15 protein-coding genes are annotated in these 19,475 nt (G+C 64.1%); 6 read left to right on the top strand and 9 right to left on the bottom strand.

Annotation, left to right across the window (positions count from 1 at the left end):
* Window positions 1-396 precede the first annotated feature (396 nt).
* Window positions 397-1,230 carry an EcsC family protein gene (locus GE027_RS04280; protein ID WP_237607256.1) on the top strand — a complete coding sequence of 278 codons (834 nt, stop codon included), beginning with the start codon at window positions 397-399 and terminating at the stop codon, window positions 1,228-1,230.
* Here the strand turns inward: GE027_RS04280 and GE027_RS04275 are convergent.
* From GE027_RS04275 to GE027_RS04245, 7 genes are all read right to left on the bottom strand, one after another.
* On the bottom strand, window positions 1,215-2,561 hold the full coding sequence (locus tag GE027_RS04275) for a metal ABC transporter permease (protein WP_153555940.1): 1,347 nt from the start codon (window positions 2,559-2,561) through the stop codon (window positions 1,215-1,217). The genes GE027_RS04280 and GE027_RS04275 overlap by 16 nt on opposite strands.
* Before the next feature lie 2 nt (window positions 2,562-2,563).
* A complete protein-coding gene (locus GE027_RS04270; protein WP_237607255.1) occupies window positions 2,564-3,991 on the bottom strand; it encodes a metal ABC transporter permease in 1,428 nt (475 codons plus the stop codon).
* A 245-nt stretch (window positions 3,992-4,236) separates the two neighbouring features.
* Entirely contained in the window at window positions 4,237-5,022 is a 786-nt protein-coding gene (locus GE027_RS04265) for a metal ABC transporter ATP-binding protein (protein WP_153555938.1), read from the bottom strand.
* A 433-nt stretch (window positions 5,023-5,455) separates the two neighbouring features.
* On the bottom strand, window positions 5,456-6,457 hold the full coding sequence (locus GE027_RS04260) for a metal ABC transporter solute-binding protein, Zn/Mn family (RefSeq protein ID WP_153555937.1): 1,002 nt from the start codon (window positions 6,455-6,457) through the stop codon (window positions 5,456-5,458).
* A 204-nt stretch (window positions 6,458-6,661) separates the two neighbouring features.
* Window positions 6,662-7,342, bottom strand: a complete 681-nt coding sequence (locus GE027_RS04255; protein WP_153555936.1) for a hypothetical protein — start codon at window positions 7,340-7,342, stop codon at window positions 6,662-6,664.
* Window positions 7,339-7,995: a hypothetical protein gene (locus tag GE027_RS04250; protein ID WP_153555935.1), complete on the bottom strand. Its 657-nt coding sequence runs from the start codon at window positions 7,993-7,995 to the stop codon at window positions 7,339-7,341. Before GE027_RS04250 ends, GE027_RS04255 begins: the two co-directional genes overlap by 4 nt.
* Before the next feature lie 7 nt (window positions 7,996-8,002).
* On the bottom strand, window positions 8,003-9,058 hold the full coding sequence (locus tag GE027_RS04245; RefSeq protein WP_153555934.1) for a DUF368 domain-containing protein: 1,056 nt from the start codon (window positions 9,056-9,058) through the stop codon (window positions 8,003-8,005).
* 214 nt (window positions 9,059-9,272) lie between these two features.
* On the opposite strand from GE027_RS04245, the gene GE027_RS04240 reads away from it, so the two are divergent.
* From GE027_RS04240 to lexA, 3 genes are all read left to right on the top strand, one after another.
* Window positions 9,273-10,064 carry an undecaprenyl-diphosphate phosphatase gene (locus tag GE027_RS04240; protein WP_153555933.1) on the top strand — a complete coding sequence of 264 codons (792 nt, stop codon included), beginning with the start codon at window positions 9,273-9,275 and terminating at the stop codon, window positions 10,062-10,064.
* 128 nt (window positions 10,065-10,192) lie between these two features.
* On the top strand, window positions 10,193-11,674 hold the full coding sequence (locus GE027_RS04235) for an oxidoreductase (protein WP_237607254.1): 1,482 nt from the start codon (window positions 10,193-10,195) through the stop codon (window positions 11,672-11,674).
* A gap of 402 nt (window positions 11,675-12,076) precedes the next feature.
* Window positions 12,077-12,679 (top strand): transcriptional repressor LexA, encoded by a 603-nt coding sequence (gene lexA, locus GE027_RS04230; RefSeq protein ID WP_153555932.1) that lies wholly within the window; start codon window positions 12,077-12,079, stop codon window positions 12,677-12,679.
* Between the two features lie 198 nt (window positions 12,680-12,877).
* Here the strand turns inward: lexA and GE027_RS04225 are convergent, their stop codons facing one another.
* On the bottom strand, window positions 12,878-14,230 hold the full coding sequence (locus GE027_RS04225) for a sigma-54-dependent transcriptional regulator (protein ID WP_153555931.1): 1,353 nt from the start codon (window positions 14,228-14,230) through the stop codon (window positions 12,878-12,880).
* 13 nt (window positions 14,231-14,243) lie between these two features.
* Complete coding sequence (locus GE027_RS04220) at window positions 14,244-15,887, bottom strand: sensor histidine kinase (protein ID WP_153555930.1); 1,644 nt, start codon at window positions 15,885-15,887, stop codon at window positions 14,244-14,246.
* Between the two features lie 232 nt (window positions 15,888-16,119).
* On the opposite strand from GE027_RS04220, the gene GE027_RS04215 reads away from it, so the two are divergent.
* Both GE027_RS04215 and GE027_RS04210 read left to right on the top strand, forming a co-directional pair.
* Complete coding sequence (locus GE027_RS04215; RefSeq protein WP_153555929.1) at window positions 16,120-17,646, top strand: sialate O-acetylesterase; 1,527 nt, start codon at window positions 16,120-16,122, stop codon at window positions 17,644-17,646.
* A 529-nt stretch (window positions 17,647-18,175) separates the two neighbouring features.
* Entirely contained in the window at window positions 18,176-19,363 is a 1,188-nt protein-coding gene (locus GE027_RS04210) for a protein-L-isoaspartate(D-aspartate) O-methyltransferase (protein WP_315852908.1), read from the top strand.
* The last annotated feature ends 112 nt before the right edge of the window (window positions 19,364-19,475 follow it).

Here is a 19,475-nt window from a genome sequence, read left to right as displayed (position 1 = left end):
GGGAGAGGGGCCGGGGGTGAGGGGGCTCGGGTGCAACGGAATGACTCATGGCGTACGATCCCCAGGACTGTGCACCGCATTCAGATACGGCAATGGTGCTGCTGCGCTGCATTCCCCCTCACCCCCCGACCCCTCTCCGCCAAATCCTGGCTCGCTTAGGCTCGCCAGGCTTTGGGGGAGAGAGGAGAAAACGATTCTTTTCATACATAGAATCCGCCGGAGTCAGGAGATTTAAGATTTGAATAGGGCGTGCGGGGCGATGGGCCATTATAGATGCTGGCACGCTGGTCGGTGGCAACGAAAGTGTCACCCACCCCGGGCTTGGGATCGCCAGGCGGCGTACAATGCTGGGTGGCCTCGATATATCTATGGTTTTGAAATTGATTGGGTTTCATTTTGAGCGAGAAAGAAACGGGTTTGATTGTCTTGGAGGATCAGGTCGGGTTGGCGGAACTGCGCGAAGCCAAAGAGGTGCTGACGCATCGCGGGATGGCCGATCGCTTGACGGAGTTGATCGGCATGCCCGTGACGGCCACGATGCGGATGTTGCCCGATGCGGCCGAAGGTGCCGTTCACGGAGCGATCGAAAAGGCCCTGCGCACGGCGCTGAATGTGGCGGTCAAAACCCTGGGTGACGAGAACGCCCAGCGGGGCGCGGCCCCGCGGCTGCTGAGCCATAAGTGGATGGCCGGCTTGACCGGGGCCGCAGGCGGCGCGTTCGGGATGGCTTCGGTGGCCGCCGAGTTGCCCGTTTCGACGCTGTTGATCCTGCGCAGCGTCGCCGACATCGCCCGCAGCCAGGGCGAGGACCTGAGCGATCTCGAGACGCGTCTGGCCTGCCTGGAAGTGTTTGCGCTCGGGGCGGGCAACGAACGCAGCCCCGAGGGCGAAGGCGATGAGAGCCGCGAGATCGGTTACTTTGCCGTCCGCGCCGGGCTGGCCAAACACACGGCCGATGCCGCCAAGTACATGGCCAAGAGCGGCGCGCTGGACGCCTCCGCGCCGCCGCTGGTACGCTTGGTCGGCGAGATCGGAAAACGGTTCGGAATCGTGGTCAGCGAGAAACTGGCCGCCCAGGCGATCCCCGTGGTCGGGGCCGTCGGCGGGGCCCTGATCAATACCTACTTCATCGACCACTACCAGGAACTGGCCCGCGCCCACTTCACCGTGCGGCGGCTGGAACGCACCCACGGCCCGGCGGCGATTCGCGCCACCTACGAATCGCTGTGATTGCCGGGCTCGCTGCGTTCGACCGGAATCGGCGAACCGTGGGGGTCCTGTTCGGCGCCTTCGGTGGCCGCGTCCAGTTCGTCTCGTAGGCTGCGGTCTGTGAAATGTTCCAGCCGCTCGGCTTTATCGTGAACGCGCGCCGCGTCGATATTGGCGAAGGACGTCAGGTACTGTTCCCACAAGCGGTGCGAGCGGACCAGTTGGCGAGCGATGTGGCGGCCGGGACGGGTCAGCCGCAGTTGGCCGTCGTGCCGCTGGATGTAATGGCGGCGGCGGAGCCACGCGAGCACCAGGCGGAAAGAAAACTGGTCGGCCAGCAGCAAACCGCGCAGCGTGTTCGGATCGGTCGCCGCTTCGGGGTCCCGCTCCTGCAGACGGTACAGCAGCGCCACCGTGTCGTCGGCCAGGATCTTCCAAGCCAGCCGGCGGCGGCGAAGGAATTTGACCAGCACTCCATGCCGGGGGCTGAACAGGATCGCCAGAGCCAGCAGGGCCCCGGCGGCCACGGCCATCATCCCCGCGGTGGTCGTGCTGCGGTACCCGAACCAGCGCGGCACTTCGATTGCCAGCACGTGCCCGGAAACGGCTGCGACGGTCGCCAAGAACACGCTGATCCAGATCATCGGAGCCAGACGGTCGGCCAGCATGTAGGCGGTGGCCGGAGGCACGATGAACATGGCGACCACCAGGATACTGCCGACGCTTTCGAAACTGGCCACCGCCGTCACGGCCACCAACACCATCAGCAGGTAATGCAGCAGGCCGGCGCTGAAGCCCGTGGTGGTGGCCAGCGACGGGTCGAAGGAACTGAGCTTCAGCTCCTTGAAGAACAGCGTCACGAACAGGGCATTGATCACCGTCACGACGCCCAGCACCAGCACGGCGCGGGGGATCTCCGCACCGGCAACGGAAACCGTGTCCAGCCAAGTTAATTCGATCGCGCCGTACAGCACGCAGCCCGCATCCAGGTCGACGTTGTCGGCGGCCTGGACGATCAAGACCAGTCCCAGGGCGAACAGCGACGTGAATACGACGCCCATCGAGGCGCCTTCGTCGACGTGTCCAAACCGCCGCACCCATTCGGTGAACAGCGCGGTCAGCACGCCCACGATCACCGCCCCCAAAAACATCGGCACGCTGCTGCGGCTGCTGCTGATAAAGAACGCGACGGCCAGGCCCGGCAGGATCGCATGGGTGATCGCATCGCCCAACATGCTCATTCGCCGCAGGACCAGAAAGTTTCCCAGCAGTGATGAAGCCACCGCGCACAGCACCCCGGCGGCGATGATCCAGCCGTCGATCTGCCAGCTCCAGTGTTGCCACAGATGCATCGTCAGGAGCCCTCCGCAGGAGGCACAGGGTCGGGCTGGTCCAGCCGGTGCGGGCTGGCCGGCAGCGCCGGTCCACTGCGGCTGAGGATGGCTTCCAGTTCCTCGATGATCTCCGGTTCAAGCACATGTTCGATCGCGTCGGCGTCGCGGTCGACGTGACTGGGCGCGACGTCGGCATAGTGGATCAAGAATAATTCCCACAGCCGATGCTGGCGCGTCAAACGTCGAGCTTCGATCACGCCGCGGCGGGTCAGCCGCACGCGGTTTCCCCGGGCCTGCACCAAGAGATCATCCTGGCAGCGGCGGATCTGTCTGAGCAGCCGCGGCCGCGACCAGCTGCGCTTCCGCAGCAGCGCCTCGAGGCGAACGCCCTCGTGCCGCTGGGCGTTCGCGTCGTCTGCGGTGGACGATTCCTCCAGCAATTCGTACAGCCCCCGCAGCAGGTGCTGGCGATCGATCGAACGGTTCAGGCGGCGGCGTTTGAAAGCCCGCACCGCCACGCCGCGTGCCGATCCGAAGGCCATGCTGAAGGCGAACATCGCCGTGCAGACCAGCACGATCATCGCGCCGGAGGGCAGTTTGGAGAACACCGCACTGACGCTCGCCCCCAACCATCCGCTGGCCGCCCCCAGAGCGCCGGAGATCAGGAACATCCGGCCCAGGCGTTCGGTCCAGAAGCGCGCAGCGGCGGCCGGAATGATCAGCAAGGCGATCATCAGGATCAGACCCACCGCCTGCAGCCCCACGATGGTCACGATCACGACCAGGGCCATCAACGTGATGTCCAAGCGGCGGACCGGAAAGCCGCGCGAGCCGGCGAAGGCGTCGTCGAAACACAACAGTTTTAATTCTTTGAACAACAGCACACAGCCGGCGATGCAGGCCGCCGCCGCGGTGGCGATCAAACGGATGTCGGCGCGGCCCATCGAGGCGGTCTTGCCGTAGATGAACGATTCCAGGCCCGCCGCGTTGCCCTCACGCATCTGCTGGACGATGCTCAATAGCGCCACCCCCGCTCCGAAGTACACGCTGAGCACCGCGCCGATCGCCGTGTCCTCTTTCAATCGCGTCAGACTGCGAAGGACCAGAATGGTGGCCACGCCCAGCAACCCGCTGATCGTCGCTCCGACCAGCAGGACCGGTAGAGCTTTGCCGTCGCCGCCGTAGAGCGTGGCCAGGATGAACGCCAGGGCGATGCCCGGCAGCGTCGCGTGGCTGAGCGCGTCGCCCATCAGGGCGCGTTTACGCAGCAGTGTAAAGCTGCCCACCATGGCCGCCGCACAGCCCAACAGCGTCGTGCCCAGGACCACGACGCGCGTGTTGTAGTCCTGCAGCAGCAGCACGCGGCGAAGCTGCCGCCAGGTGGGCCAATCCAGCGAGCGGCCCGCCAGGGATCGATCCGAACGCGAAGGGTCGCCAGCTGTATCCACAGTCAGCAACTCGCCGGCCAGAGCAGGGGACAGCAGAGCAGCAATGGGGCGGGCACTCCACGAGACCCTCTCCGGGCCTGAGAGCCCGACTCTCCCAGAGGGAGAGTAATGTGCAAACACACAGGGCGACGTGCTTAGGTTGCAGCAGAGCACCAGAATCAGCGCGGCCCCGCGCAGCCGGCGCGACGCGGAAAATGGCTCGCGCTGAACTCGCGGTTGTGTCCGCAGCGTGCGATCGTCACCGCTCATAACGATCGTTCCCGGCGACGCATCGCTTCGGCCACTTCGTCGAGCAACGTCAGCCGGCCGCCGTAGGTCTTCTGCAGGTTCTCGGGCGTGAACGTTTCGGCGACCGGACCGTGGGCCACAATGCGCATATTCAGCAGGACGACATAGTCGAAGTATTCGGGCACGCTCTGCAGGTCGTGATGGATGACCACCGAGGTTTTGTTGCGGTTTTTCATTTCCCGCAGGATGTCGATGATCGCCCGTTCGGTGGCCGCGTCGACCGCGGCGAAGGGTTCGTCCATCAGGTACAGGTCCGCGTCCTGCACCAGAGCTCGGGCCAGGAAGGTGCGTTGCTGTTGGCCGCCGGACAGTTGGCTGATCTGGCGGCGAGCCAGGTCGGCGATGCCGACGCGGTCGAGGGCTTCGATCGCCAGGTCACGATGCTTTTGGCGGACCGGCAGGCACCAGCCGATGCGGCGGTACAGCCCCATCGTCACCACATCGAGGGCGTCGACCGGAAAGTCCCAGTCGACGCTTTCGCGCTGGGGAACATAACCCACGCGGTGCCGCATCTTGCGGTACGGAGCCCCGAAGACTTCGATCCGTCCCGAAGCCGGCGAGAGCAGATCCATGACGGCTTGCAGCAGCGTGCTCTTGCCCGCCCCATTGGGTCCGACCACGCCGACCAACGACCCCGGCGGTACGTCGAAACCCACGTCCCACAGCACGGGCTTGCGGTCGTACGCGACGGTCAAGTCGTGCACGCTCAGCGGCAGCGTCGCAGCGGCGGGATCGGAGGACATGTGGGTTGGTTGTTGGTTGTTGGTTGTTGGTTGTTGGTTGTTGGTTGTTGGTTGTTGGTTGTTGGTTGTTGGTTGGCGAGTGGCGAGTTTATCGTACTCGTACTCGTACTCGTACTCGTACTCGTACTCGTACTCGTACTCGTGCTCGTGCTCGTGCTCGTGCTCGTGCTCGTGCTCGTGCTTGTGGCAGATGATCGTGCGTCGGGGCCGGAGCCCTGGGTTGTTGTAGGCTGCTGTGCAAGCCCCCTCACCCCCGACCCCTCTCCCCCGCAGCCTGACTCGCTGGGGCTCGCCAGGCTGCGGGGGAGAGGGGAGAAAGGATCAGAGCAAACAGGCGGCGTCTGAGGGGATGATCCCAAATCCCAAATCCCAAATCCCGCCGCTCCAATTTGCAATTCGCAATTCGCAATTCGCAATCCCCCCCCTCCCTGTCTTACCTCTCCAGCTTTCCTTGCATCCCGCCCTCGGGTGCTTCGCCTCCCAGCGCTTGCGTGATGGTTGTGACGTTGTGATCCAGCATTCCGATGTAGGTGCCTTGGTAGGTGCCCTCGGGGCCCATGGCGTCGGAGTACAGTTCGCCACCCACGACCACTTCGTGACCTCGCGACTGGGCTCCTTCGATCAGGGCGTCGATGCTCTTGCGCGGCACGCTGCTTTCGATGAACACAGCCTTTACATCTCGCTCGACCAGCAGGTCGACCAGTTCGTTGACGCGCTGCAGGCCGGCTTCGCTTTCGGTCGACAGTCCCTGGACGCCTTGAACGTCCAAACCGTAGGCGCGGCCCAGGTAATTGAAGGCGTCGTGGGAGGTGATCAGGACGCGGCTGTTCTCGGGAATGCTGCCGATGGTCTGCTGGGCGTAGCGATGCAGTCGATCGAGTTGTTCGCGGTAGGCGGCCGCGTTTTCGGCGAAAGTATCGGCGTGCTGCGGCGCCGCGTCGGCCAAAGCTTCCTGGACCGCCGCGACGCACTCGCTCCAGGCCGAGACGTCCATCCAGACGTGCGGGTCGTAATGGCCCTGCATCGCTTCGGGTTCAAGGAGCAGGTCGGGGTCGACCGCTTCGGTCACCGCGACGACCGGTCGCTGGCGAGCCATCTTCACCAGCGTATCGGACATTTTGCCTTCGAGCATCAAGCCGCTGTAGAAGATCATGTCGGCATCGCTCAGCAGGCGAGCGTCGTCGCGGGTGACTTTGTACAGGTGCGGGTCGACGCCGGGGCCGCAGATCTGAGTGACCTCGACGTGCGGGCCGCCGACTTGCCGCACGATGTCGGCGACCATGCCGACGGTGGCCGTCACGCGAATCGGGTCGCTCGAAGACCGCTGCGGTGCCCGTTCGGATGAACGGCCACAGCCGATAAGCGACAGGGCGACCAGCGTCAGCAGGGCGGAGGCGAAGCGGAGCCGCAGTGGCGATCGCCGAGTAGGGAGCATCGAAATGGGAACACCTTTATGGATTGCTGGCATACGTTCCGGATGACGGTGGGAAAAGTTAGCTGGGGCTAAGAATGGAAAGCTAGTCCTCGAGCCGCAAACTGTCAACCGCGGCGGAGCCGAACTGGTCACCCGGAGCCGAACTCGCCAGAGTTTGGACGGGACGGGTTGAGGGTTATTGTTTCCAAAGTCTGGCGACTTCGGCTACGGGGATTCGGGGATGACGACGTGGTTGGTGTCGCCGGCGTTGTCCGTGTCGATCCAGAGGGCGATGCCGTTGGTGGGGCCGTCGGGGACGTTCCATTGGCCGCTGTCGTCCATCATGAAGCGGCGGCGGAAAAGGCTCAGCGGCTGCGTGGTCAGCGATTGCCGCAGCGTGCGGATCTCGCTCGCCCCGCTGCTGCCTCGGCGCGGATTCCACTCCAGCGGCCGTGTGTCGCTCAATCGGACTTCGTCATCGATCACGACGTCGATCTGCCAGTGGTCGTCGGCTTTTCTGCTGCGCAGCTCCAGTTCGTGCTTGCCCGGTGGGATCGATGCGGAGGCCACGGGCGTCGGTTGGCCGCGGTGGTCCACGGCATCGGTCGCCAAATGCACCTGGTAGCGGTGCTGGGGCGGCAGATACACACGCCAGCGAAAATCGTCGTCCCACAGGCTGTGCTGCTGAACGGCGGCGTACTGCGCCGGGTCCTCGACAATCAGCCTGCGCGCGATTTCTCGCAAGCCCGGCAGCTCGGCACGGATCCGCTCGGTGCGCTTGGCGATCCGCCAATATGCCAGCCAGCTGGCGGTGGCCGCGATCAGCAGCAGCAGGGTCAAGAGACTGAATCGAGGCCGCAGCCGCGACCGCGGGCGAGCTGGGGACGGGACCGAAGCGTCGCTCATCGGTTGCCTCCGCCCTGTTTGGCGTTCTGGAAAGCTTCGTCCGCATAGGCCTGTGGCGTGCCCACGCGGATGACGACAACTGGCTGGTCGAGCAGCGGCGAGTTCTCGCCGAGTGTGTCGATCACCTCCTGCTTCATGTCCTCGGGAACCCGGACCGTTAGCAACGTCAGCACCGCCTCGGGGGCCAGGCTGCAGGGATCTTCCGCGCAGGCGTCCGTGACCTCCAAGCGATCGGCGTTCGCTTCGAGGAACCGGACAAGTTTCTCATTGCCGGTGGAGGAAGTGGAAGACCCGCTGCCGCTTTTGAAGTAGCTTTGCATGCCGGTGTCGGTAAATCGGGCTCGCCAGCGAAGGATCGTTTCGGTCTTGTTCGAAGAGTTGCTGCTACTACTGCTGCCGAACAGCGTCTGACAGATAAACCTCACATCCAGGTCTTCAGGGATACGGGTCCGCCAAGCAAAATGCAGCGGCTGGTCGGTGGCAAGCCTTGCAAAGTACAGGCGATCTGGGGACTCGACGTCCAGCCGGCCCACCTGGTCGACAAGTTCGCCGTGTTCGGCGAGGAGAGGACGCTGGTGGTTCCAGGCCGACAGCGTCGCCACGATTCCGCTGCAGGTGACCAGGGCCAGCGTGATATGGACGAAACGCATCATGGGACGATCAGGGTTCGCGGGTCGGTGCTTGTGGCGATTCGAGCGATTGCGAAGAGGATTGGCTGTGACGCCGGCCCAGTTGTTCGACGACCAGGACGGCGATGCAGGCCACCGCGGCCAGGGTGACCAGCCACAGCAGCGATCCGGACCAGTCGGCCGGAGCGACCAATTCCCAGTGGCGATGTGAAAATTTAGCGGCGGCGGTTTCGGCCGTGGCCCGCTGCAGGGGCCACAGCCGCCGCAGCGATCCGATCATCAATCCTATCAGAATGATGAACGTGGGGTCGCGGTAGCGGCCCAACAACCACCGCAGCACGCGGCTGAACAACGTCAGGCCCACGGCGCATCCCAGGCCGAATGTCGCCAGCTTTACCAGCCCCTCGCCGCTGACTTGGCCGCGAGCCAATTCTTTGATCAAGCCGGTGATCGGTTGGTACACGCCCAGCACCAACAGGATGAACGCACCGCTGATGCCCGGCAGGATCATCGCACAGATCGCCACGGTGGAAGCGACAAAGATGTACGGCAAGCTGGGCTCGGCCACCGTCGGGGTCAATTCGCACAGGGCGTACGCGGCCGCCGCGGCCACCACGCCCAGGGCAAGCGACGCGGGCCGCCACCGCTGGACTTGGCCGGCCACGATCAGGCTGCTGGCCACGACCAGGCCGAAGAACACGGCAAAGGTTTCCGGCATCCGGTGGTCCAGCAACCAGTGCATGGCGCTGGCCAGCGTCAGGATGCCGCCGGCCACGCCGACCAACAGGGCCAGCAGAAAACGCAGGTCGCAGTGCCGGGCCGCGGCGGCGAACTGCCGCTGACGCAGCAGATCCAGGGCCGCGGCGTCCAGGTGGCTGATCGCCTGGATCAGCCGCTGGTAATGCCCCAACACCAAGGCCACCGTCCCGCCGCTGACCCCCGGCACCGTGTCGGCCGCACCCATCGAGTAACCGCGGAGGACGTTGATCAAGTCGGCGCGCCAGGGACGGCCGGCCGGCGGGTCTGGAAGCGTTGCGGCGGAAGCGGCAGCGCCGGCGCCGGCATCGAGAGAGTCGTCGTCGCGCAAAGTCGTGGCCTATGGGCGTTGTGGCGGGGAAGTGCAGGGCAGGGGAAGTGAGACCGTCCCTACAGCTTGGTTTCTGAGTCCGACGCCGGCAAGCAGCCCGCCGCAGCGCGGTAGCGGAAAACGCCTAAAACGGCTAGCTTTGCACCGGCTCGGCGCCGCTCTTCCCGGCGAGCCTTCCCACTCGAATCAACCCGCAAGCCACAGGTGCCGATGCATGCACTGGTATGAAGTATGGGTCCTTGCCGTGGTGCAGGGCATCGCGGAATTCCTGCCGATCAGTTCCTCGGGCCACCTGGTCGTGCTGGGCGCCTTGATGGGCGGGCAGAGCGAGTCGGCGACGCTGGAAATCATCCTGCACAGCGGCACGTTGGCGTCGATTCTGGTGGTCTACTGGCAGCGGATCCTGGCGCTGCTTCGGTCGGATCGCCGCGTGATTCCGCTGCTGGTCATCGGCACGTTGCCGGCCGTCGTGGTCGGGTTGACGCTGAAGACGCAGTTCGAAGCGATGCTGAAGAATCCTTTGCTGGCCGGGTGCATGCTGTTGGTCACCGCCGCGATGTTGGCGGCGCTGCGGTGGATTCCGCGCGGCGAGCGAGCTTACCAGCAGTTCAGCTGGGCCGGCGCCTTGGCCGTGGGATGTTTTCAAGCCTTCGCGATCCTGCCCGGGGTCAGCCGCAGCGGTTCGACGATCGTCGGCGGCCGGTTGCTGGGGCTGCGGAACGAGGACGCGGTCACGTTTTCGTTCCTTCTGGCCATCCCCGCGATTCTGGGCGCCACGGTCTTGGCGGTGAAGGATCTGGTCGAGCAACCGCCCAGTGGCGAGGGCCTCAGCGTGCTGTTGTCCGGCGCCGTGGTGGCCTTCGTCGTCGGGGTGGTCTCGCTGCGGTGGTTGATTCGTTGGAGCCAACTGGGCAGGCTGGACTGGTTCGCCCTGTGGTGCTTTCCGGTCGGCCTGACCGTGATCGCGCTGTGCTACTCGGGCTATCTCGCGGCTCCGGCGAGCTAACGTCCAAACGTACCGAGACAAACTTCCAAACGAAGCGGGGCTAACGTCTAAACGGCTGAGCGGCATTGCTCCGTCACGTCTGCCCCGCCGCTGCATCGATTTCGTCTACTTATCTGAGAACCCTGCCGATGGCCTCTGTGACTTACGGAAAACTGGCTCAACTGCGCTCCCCCGCCGCCTTTCGCGAACGTTTGACCGAGTTGCAGTTGACGCTGCCGGTCGACGAGCAGGTCTTGTCCGCCGAACAGGGCTCGCCCTTGGCCGCCGAGGCCAGCGTGGGCGAAGGCAGCGTGGGACAATTGCGGATCGGTAACCGTTGGTGCATCCATCCGATGGAAGGCTGGGATGCGGAGCGGGACGGCAGCCCGTCGTCGTGGACGATCCGCCGCTGGCAGCGTTTCGGGGCCAGTGGAGCGAAATTAATTTGGGGCGGCGAGGCCGCGGCGGTTCGCGCCGATGGACGCGCCAATCCGCATCAAACGCTGGCGCTGGAAAGCAACGAGGCCGGACTGCGAACCCTGCACGCCGCGCTGGTCGAGGCGCATCAGGAGGCGATGGGCGACACCGAAGGGCTGGTCATCGGCTTGCAGCTGACCCACAGCGGTCGTTTCTGCAGGCCCAACGATAAACAGCGGCTCGAGCCGCGGATCGCTTACCACCATCCCATCCTGGATGCCCGCTGCGGCATCGACCCCGACGACGACACCGCGGTGTGGACCGACGCCCAACTGGACGATCTTGTCGACGACTATGTGCGCGCCGCCCGGCTGGCCGAACGCTGCGGGTTTCACTTCGTCGACGTCAAAGCCTGCCATGGATACCTGCTGCACGAGATGCTCAGTGCTCGGAGTCGCCCGGGACGTTACGGTGGCGATTTCGACGGCCGTACGCGATTGCTGTTATCGATCATCGATGCGGTCAGAGCGGCTTGTCCGCGGCTGGCCATCGGGGTGCGGCTGAGTCTGTTTGATACGCTGCCCTACGAACCGGGGGCGGAGGTCGGCCAGCCGGCGGCGGCGCCGGGCGGCCAGCGGTATGAGGCCGGTTTTGGGTGCCGCGCCGACGATCCGCTGCAGCAGGATCTGGAGGAACCGCTGCGCTTGGTGCGGCGGCTGGCCCGCCGCGGCGTGCGGCTGTTGAACCTCAGCTGCGGCAGTCCCTACTACAACCCTCACATCCAGCGGCCGGCCATCTTTCCGCCCAGCGACGGGTACCAGCCGCCGGAGGATCCGCTGTGCGGCGTGGTCCGACAGATCGACGCGGTGGCCCAGTGCAAGCGAGCGGTCCCGGAGATGTTCGTCGTCGGCAGCGGCTACACCTACCTGCAGCAGTTTCTGCCGCACGTCGCACAGGCGGTCGTGGAGCAGGGCATGGTCGACGCGGTTGGGCTGGGCCGGATGGTGCTGTCCTATCCCCAGTTGCCGCGGGATGTGCTGGCCGGTCGGCCGCTGGAGCGGAAGTTGATCTGCCGCACGTTCAGCGACTGCACGACCGCGCCGCGCAACGGCTGGATCAGCGGCTGTTACCCGCTGGATCCGGCCTACAAGACGCTTCCCGAGCGGCAGCAGCTGGTGCAGCTGAAAAAACAGGCCAGTGGGAGCGGAAGTTAAGTCCCCTACGCCGTGTGTTTGGGCGTTTCGCTCTTCGCATCCTCTCTCTCTCTCCGCATCCTCTACGGCCTGTCGGTTCCTTCGAAAACGCACTGCTTGGTGTGAGCCGTTTGGGCGATAGCCCCGGTTTTGCAGTGACGAAACCGAAGCTAGTGCCTGAGAGCCCGACTCTCCCAGAGGGAGAGTGAAGCCGGATTAAAGGTTGCGACGTGCTTGAACGGCTCAGTCAACCGCCAGGCCGTCCGGGGTCCGGCTCGTTTTTGCCAGCTACATTTTCGCCTCGTTTTTTCTGTTCCGTAGGGGGGTAGACATCCTCAGTTTGGGGTGTACAATTTGATACTGTACAGGCGGCCCTAGTCAGCTCGGCGGCCGCGCATCACCCACTGAGGGAGTATCCGAAAAATGGAAAACGCAAAACTGACGGCGCGGCAGCAACAGGTGTACGACTTGATCCGCAATCTGATCGTGCAGCGTGGCTACGGCCCGACGGTTCGGGAGATCGGCGAGCAGTTCGGGATCAAGAGCCCCAACGGAGTGATGTGCCACTTGAAGGCCATCGAGCGGAAGGGGCTGATCCGCCGCAGCCCCAACAAGTCGCGGGCCATCGAGTTGACGCATCAAGCCGACCGTTCGCCCGGGGCGATTCAGTTCGCCGGCGTGGTCGCAGCCGGTCCGACGACGTTGGCTTTTGAGCAGAACGAACGGATGGATCTGAGCGAGATGTTTGCCGGAGAGAACCGGTTTATCTTGCAGGTCTCGGGCGACTCGATGATCGAAGCCCACATCGCCGATGGGGATTACGTGGTGGTCGAGCGCCGGCAGTGGGCTTCGCCCGGCCAGATCGTCGTGGCGCAAACGCCCGACGGCGAAGCGACGTTGAAGTACTGGTATCCCGAAGAGGACCGCATCCGCCTGCAGCCGGCCAATCGCGAGATGGAACCGATCTACGTTCGCGACGCCCAAGTCATGGGCATCGCCGTGGGCGTGATCCGCCAGAAGTTGTAGCGAGGGGCGATGGGCTCACGTTCCTGACAAAATTCTAAGCCCGTCGGCATGAATCTTTCGGTGAAACCCCGCGACAACACCCTCCCGCGCAGCAGGAGGGTAAAGAGCGGGTCCCTGGGCTCGCGCCCATGGCTACGACCTATCACCACTTCGTGGCTGTCCAAAGTCTGGCGACTTCAGCTACCGGGTGGGGAAACCTTACCCGGCTTTGTTTTCGACCGCGGCGTTGAGCTTGTTGTACAGCGTCTTGAGGCTGATCCCCAGTTCGGCGGCGGCGGCCGGTTTGTTGCCGTCATGGCGCTCGAGCGCCTCGTCGATCGCGTGCATCTCCAGGTCCCGCAGGCTGATCGGGCCGTTGGCCCGCAGCTCTTTGCGGAGCTGCCGGTTGCTGAAGTGCCGCGGCAGATGCTCCGGCAGGATCGGTAATTGATCACACAGGATGGCCGCGTGTTCGATCACATTGGCCAGCTCCCGCACGTTGCCCGGCCAGACGTGTTCGCCCAACACACGCAGGGTTTCCGGGGCGAAGCTTTCCTCGGCGCTGCCCTTGGCGTCGGGACGGAAACGCCGCAGCAGGTGGGCGGCCAGGACGGGGATGTCGCTGGCCCGCTGGCGAAGCGCCGGAACGCGGACTTCGAAGGTGTTGATGCGGAACATCAAGTCTTCGCGGAATTGGCCTTCGTGAACCATCTGTTCCAGGTCGCGGTGCGTGGCACAGACGACGCGGACGTCGATGTGTTTGGTGTCGTTGTCGCCGACGCGGCGGATGTCGCCGGTTTCCAGCACGCGCAGCAGCTTGGCCTGCATCGACAGCGGCAGCTCGCCGATCTCGTCCAGGAACAAGGTGCCGCCGTCGGCCATTTCGAACAGGCCGGTGCGAGCGGCGTCGGCGCCGGTAAAGGCACCGCGGCAGTGACCAAACAATTCGCTCTCGATCAGGTTCTCCGGCAGGGCGCCGCAGTTGATCGCCACGAACGGTTGGTCGGCGCGACCGCTGTTCTCGTGCAGGGCCCTGGCGACCAGTTCCTTGCCGCAGCCGGTTTCGCCGCGAACCAGGACGGTGCTTTCGGAGGCTCCGACGCGTTCGATCAGGCGCATCGTTTCGTGCATCGAGGGGTGTTCGCCGACCAGCCGGGTTTCGCCTTCGGCCCGCCGCACCCGATGTTCCAACGCCGCCACTTGCCGGCGGCTCTGGCGGCGTTCGCGGACGCGACCGAGCAGTCCCGCGATGTCGGCCAACCGGCAGGGTTTGGTCAGGTAGTCGAAGACCTGGTACTGGACCGCCGCGATGGCCGTTTCCTGGCTGGGGTTGCCGGTCATGATCACGGTGTCCATGTCCGGACGCAGCTGGGCGGCTTTCTCGATCACCTGCAGCCCATTGAGTCCGGGCATCTGCAGGTCGACGATCATGCAGTCGAAGTCTTCTTTTTCCAGAGCCGCCACGGCGGTTAAGCCATCGGGGCAGACCGTCACGGCGTAACCCATCCGCGGTACTTCGCTGCGGACCAACTCCTGCAGGTTCTCCTCGTCGTCGGCGAACAGGATACGCATCTGGGGTTCATTCTCAGGCGACTTGGCGCGTGGCATATTCTCTCTCGACAGGTTCCAGGGGCAGGGTGACTTCCAGCCGCGAGCCGCGGCCGACGCCATCGCTGTAGGCGGTGATCAGGCCTTGATGTTTGCAGACGATGCGATAGGTGATGCTGAGTCCCAATCCGGTACCGCGACCGTCGTTGCGGCGGGTAAAGAAGGGTTCGAACAGGTGTTCGCGGACCTCTTCGGTCATCCCACAGCCATCGTCGCTGACGCAGATGCAAACCTGTTGGTCCTGTTTGCGAATGCTCACTTCGACCAAGCCGTCGCTGGCGACGCTCTCCAGGGCGTTGGTCAACAGGTTCAGCACGACTTGGCGGATCTCTTGGGCGTTGACCGCCGCGACGACCTTTTCGGGGCAGATCACCTGAATCGATTTACAGCGATACTGTCCGAGGGTGCTGACCATCGAGACGACGTCCTCGACCAGGCTGCCCAGATCGGTCGGTTCGACCGTCACATTGCCGAGGCGGCTGAAGTCCAGCAAGCGTTCGGTGATGCCTTTGCAGCGGAAGGCTTCGTCTTGGATGCGAGAGAGGTTCTTGCGGATCGTAGCGGCTTCCTCGCCGGTGATGCTGCGGGTTTCGTCATCGCCATGCAGCACGTCGTGCAGCCGCGATTCCAGGGCTTCGGCACTCCAGGCGATCGAGGCCAGGGGGTTGTTGATTTCGTGCGCGACGCCGGCGGCCAGGAAGCCGACGCTGGCCAATTGTTCGCGCTGGATCACTTCGCGCGTTCGTTCGCGAACTTGGCGATCCAGGTCTTCGCACATCAGGTGCAGTTCGGTGCAGGTCTGCTGGAAACGTTCGGTCATTCCGTTCATGGCCTGACCCAGTTCGTCCAGTTCGTCGCCGGTGCCCAGTTCGATGTGGTGGTTGAACTGGCCGCCGGCCACCAGGCGGCAACCGTCCAGCAGCGTGCGAAACGGCTGGACGACCAACGTTCGGAACAACCACAGCAGTACGCCCAGCATGATCAGCGCGAGCACCGTACACAGCCAGGCCAGGGCGATCCAGGTGCGGTACTGGCCCTTGACCTCATCGCGAACGGTGGTCATGCGCATCTGCAGAAAGCCGGGCAATTGCTGGGTTTGATCGTACAGCTCGTCCAGCTTCAGTTGCAGCGACGCAAACTGAATCGGTTCCAATTCATTCACCGGACGCCGGTGCAATTGTTGGAGGTCTTGCACCGTCCGTTCGATCGCGTCCAACAATCTCTGCTGCTGGCGGGGATCGGCAAATAGGATGTCTTCGCTGCTGGATGCATCCAGGGATGCGCGGTAGCGGGAGAGGACCGAGGTGAACTCTTCCAACGCATGGTTGAAGCGATCGCTTTCGGTGTGCAGGATGGCGCTGGACAGCAGGCGTTCGGATCCCAGCGTCAACCGCCGGAAGCGAACGTCTTCGATCCGGTGGCAACTGTCGCGCAGGGTTTCGACGCTGCGGATCAGAGCGTTGGTTTGAGGAATTTCGGCCGCCCGTTGGCTGACGCTATTGGCCAGCCGGCGGTACCGGTACAGGCCCCAGAATCCGCTGAAAGCCAGCGTGGTGACCATGGCCGTCAGGATCGCCAACGCCAACAATAGTTTGGTTCGAATCGGCGATCTTGCTAACACCGTCCAGCCTCCTTGCTGGGTAAGTTCCGTCTACGCTCGCAAGGCGAGTCTAGCAAGCGGTTTGTAAAAATTGCAACAGCGAAAAAGGGGCTTTGTGGCAGGCCCCGGTCGCGGTCGCTAGACTGATCACCCCTGCACCGTATGCACCCCACTCCTACCACGCCGCGCTCGCTCGGGTTGTTTGTGCAACCAAGCGTTCACGCGGTTTCTGTTTTGCACTGAGGTACTCACCATGAAGATCACGATGTCCTTTCCCGTCTTGCTGGCCGGCCTGTTGGTCGTCGGCGGGGCATTCGACGTCGCCGCCCGCGCCGACGTGCGGCTGCCCAACGTCTTCTCCGACCACATGGTCCTCCAACGAGACCAGGAGAATCCGGTTTGGGGCCGGGCCGATGCCGGCGAGAAAGTCACGGTCCGCCTGGGCGATCAGGAACACAGCACTCAGGCCGACGCCGAGGGCAATTGGCGCGTGACGCTGAAACCACTGAGCGTTGGCGAGCCGCGGCAGATGACTGTCGAGGGCAACAACAAGGTGACCGTCAGCGACATCCTGGTCGGCGAGGTCTGGATCTGCAGCGGCCAGTCGAACATGGCTTGGACCGTCAATCGATCGGAGGATTTGGACCTGGAAGTCGCCGCGGCGAACTATCCCGAAATCCGCATGATTAATTTTCCTCGGGTGGGAACCCAGCAGCCGGTCTGGTCGCACGACGATCACACCTGGATGGTTTGCTCGCCCGAGACGGTTGGCAATTTCAGCGCGGTCGGCTACTTCTTCGGCCGCCAGTTGCATCAGACGCTCGACGTGCCGGTCGGCTTGATCAATAACGCCTGGGGCGGTTCCGCCGCGGAAGCTTGGGTGCCGCGAGAAACCCTGGCCAAGGATCAAGAGATGTACGGGCCCTTGCTCGCCCGCTATGAGCAGATGGAATCGCAGTACCAGGAGCTGAAGGACAAAGAAGACCTCAGCCAGGACGAAAAGAAACAGCTGGCCGGGCTGCGTCGAGCCGTGACCGGAAACCACAATCCCGGCAATATCTATAACGGCGTGTTGAAGTCGCACCTGGGATACGGCATCCGCGGAGCGATCTGGTACCAGGGCGAATCCAACGCCGGCCGAGCCTACCAGTACCGCGACCTGTTTCCGTTGATGATCCAACAGTGGCGCGACGACTGGGGCCAGGGCGATTTCCCCTTCTACTGGGTCCAGTTGGCCGATTTCCGCGCCGAAGTCGAGCAGCCCGGCGAGAGCAGCTGGGCCGAGCTGCGCGAAGCCCAGACGATGACCATGGACAAATTGCCCAACACCGGCGAGGCCGTAATCATCGACCGCGGCGAAGGCAAAGACATCCACCCGCGGAACAAGCAGATCGTCGGTCGCCGCTTGGCCCGCTGGGCACTGGCGCAGCAGTACGGTGTCGAGATGGACTACCGGAGCCCCCGTTTTGCTTCGATGGAAAAGCAGGGCAACAAGCTGGTGCTGTCGTTTGACCACGTCGGCAGCGGCTGGCGGCCCTTCGATGTGAATCACCCGGTCGGCTTTGCCGTCGCCGGCGAAGACCGCAAGTTCCACTGGGCCGACGCCAAGATCCTGAAGGATGGGCGGATCGAGGTTTCCAGCGGCGAGGTCCAGGATCCGCAGGCCGTCCGCTACGGCTGGGCCGACAACCCCCGGGTGAACCTGTACAACCAGGACGACCTGCCCCTGACGCCGTTTCGCAGCGACGATTGGCCGGGCGTGACCGTCGACGCGCGCTAAGCGAGAGTAACAACACCCTCCCGCGGAGCGGGAGGGTCGGGCTCTCAGGCCCGGGGAGGGCCCCCAGGAAGACCCTCTCCGGGCCTGAGAGCCCGACTCTCCCCGAGGGAGAGTGATGCCGAAACACACCTTGCGGCGTTCCCTGCACACAGGCTGGAAGCCTATGCCACTGCGGTTTTGCATTCACAGGCTGGAAGCCTATGCCACTGCGGTTTTGCATTCACAGGCTGGAAGCCTATGCCACTGGCCTTGGATTCGTTACAGGCGTTTTGATCGTTCTCACACGCCGGCTCGGCCCAGGCGGCAAACGGCGCGGAAGTTTCTCTGGCCCGCGTCCAAAGGCTATTCTGGACAGTATGGTTTTGCAGTCATCCTGTCCTCTGTTCGAGACCGTTTCATGTTGCCACTTTGCCGGACGCGTTTTGCCGCTGGTGATTCGCCGCGCGGATTTTCGGGCGTGCCCCGCCGGGCCCTCACGTTCGCTTTCTTTGTCGTCTGCTGTCTTGGTTTTTCTGTAGGGAGTCGTTCCGTGGCTGAAGATCCGTATGCCCCGCTCCGCGAGGAGTTGGTCGAGACGCGGATTCGCAGCGCGGGCGTGACCAACACGCGCGTCCTGCGGGTCATCGCCGAGACGCCGCGGCATCGGTTTGTGCCGCCCTCGCAGCGGAGCAAGGCGTATTACGACATGGCGCTGCCGATCGGCGATGCGCAAACGATCAGCAGTCCGTTTATCGTCGCGCTGATGACCGAGGCGCTCGATCCCCAGCCCACCGACAAGGTGCTGGAGATCGGTACCGGCAGCGGTTATCAGGCGGCCGTGCTGAGCCCTCTTGTGGAGAAGGTTTATACGATCGAGATCGTCAAACCCTTGGGCGAGAAAGCCGCTCGGACGCTGGCCGAACTGGGCTATGACAACGTCTCGGTTCGTGTCGGCGACGGTTTCTTGGGCTGGCCCGAGGCGGCGCCGTTCGACAAGATCATCGTCACCTGTTCGCCCGAATCGATCCCTCGGCCGCTGGTCGACCAGTTGCGTGAGGGCGGCCAGATGATCATTCCCGTCGGCGAGCGTTACCAGCAGACGCTGTATCACATGATCAAGAAGGACGGCAAGCTGGAGCGGCAGCCGCTGCGGCCGACCCTGTTCGTACCGATGACCGGCACCGCCGAAGAGGGCCGCCAGCGGCAGCCCGATCCGTCGCGGCCCGAGATCATCAACGGCGATTTCCAGCAAGCCGGCCCCTCGCCGGCCTTCATCCCGGGCTGGTACTACGGCCGTCAGGTCCGCCGCGTCAGCGCAGGGTTGGATTCCTCGGCGGGCCAATCCAGCGAGAACCAGGCCAGCAGCAATGCCTCGGGGCCGGCCTTTGTGCGTTTTGAGAACGAAACGCCGGGGCTGGATTCGCATCTGCTGCAGGGCGTCGCCATCGACGGCCGCGCGGTCACGCTGGTCCGGCTGGCCGGCCGCGTCCGCACCGAGGACGTCGGCGGCAGCAGCCGCGCCGATCGCCTGCCCATGGTGGCCATCACCTTCTACGACGACCTCCGCCGCGAGCTGGGGACGTATTGGCTGGGCCCGTTCCGCGGCACGCGCCCCTGGCGTGAGGAGAGTCGCATGATTCGCGTTCCGCCGCAGACCCGCGAAGCGATTTTGCGAATTGGCTTGTTCGGCGCGACCGGGACGGCGGATTTCGACGACATTCGGCTGGAAGTTCGCTAGATCGCCTATCTGCTAAAATTTGCCTGATCTGCTTGAACGGCACCCCGGGCGAGTTATCCTTAAAGTGGCTGCATCTACCAGCGAGGGGGAAGGTGCCCCTGGGGGCGTGCAG

Source organism: Roseimaritima sediminicola (genome assembly GCF_009618275.1).
Classification (GTDB): domain Bacteria; phylum Planctomycetota; class Planctomycetia; order Pirellulales; family Pirellulaceae; genus Roseimaritima; species Roseimaritima sediminicola.
This window is presented reverse-complemented; position numbering and strand designations above follow the sequence as displayed.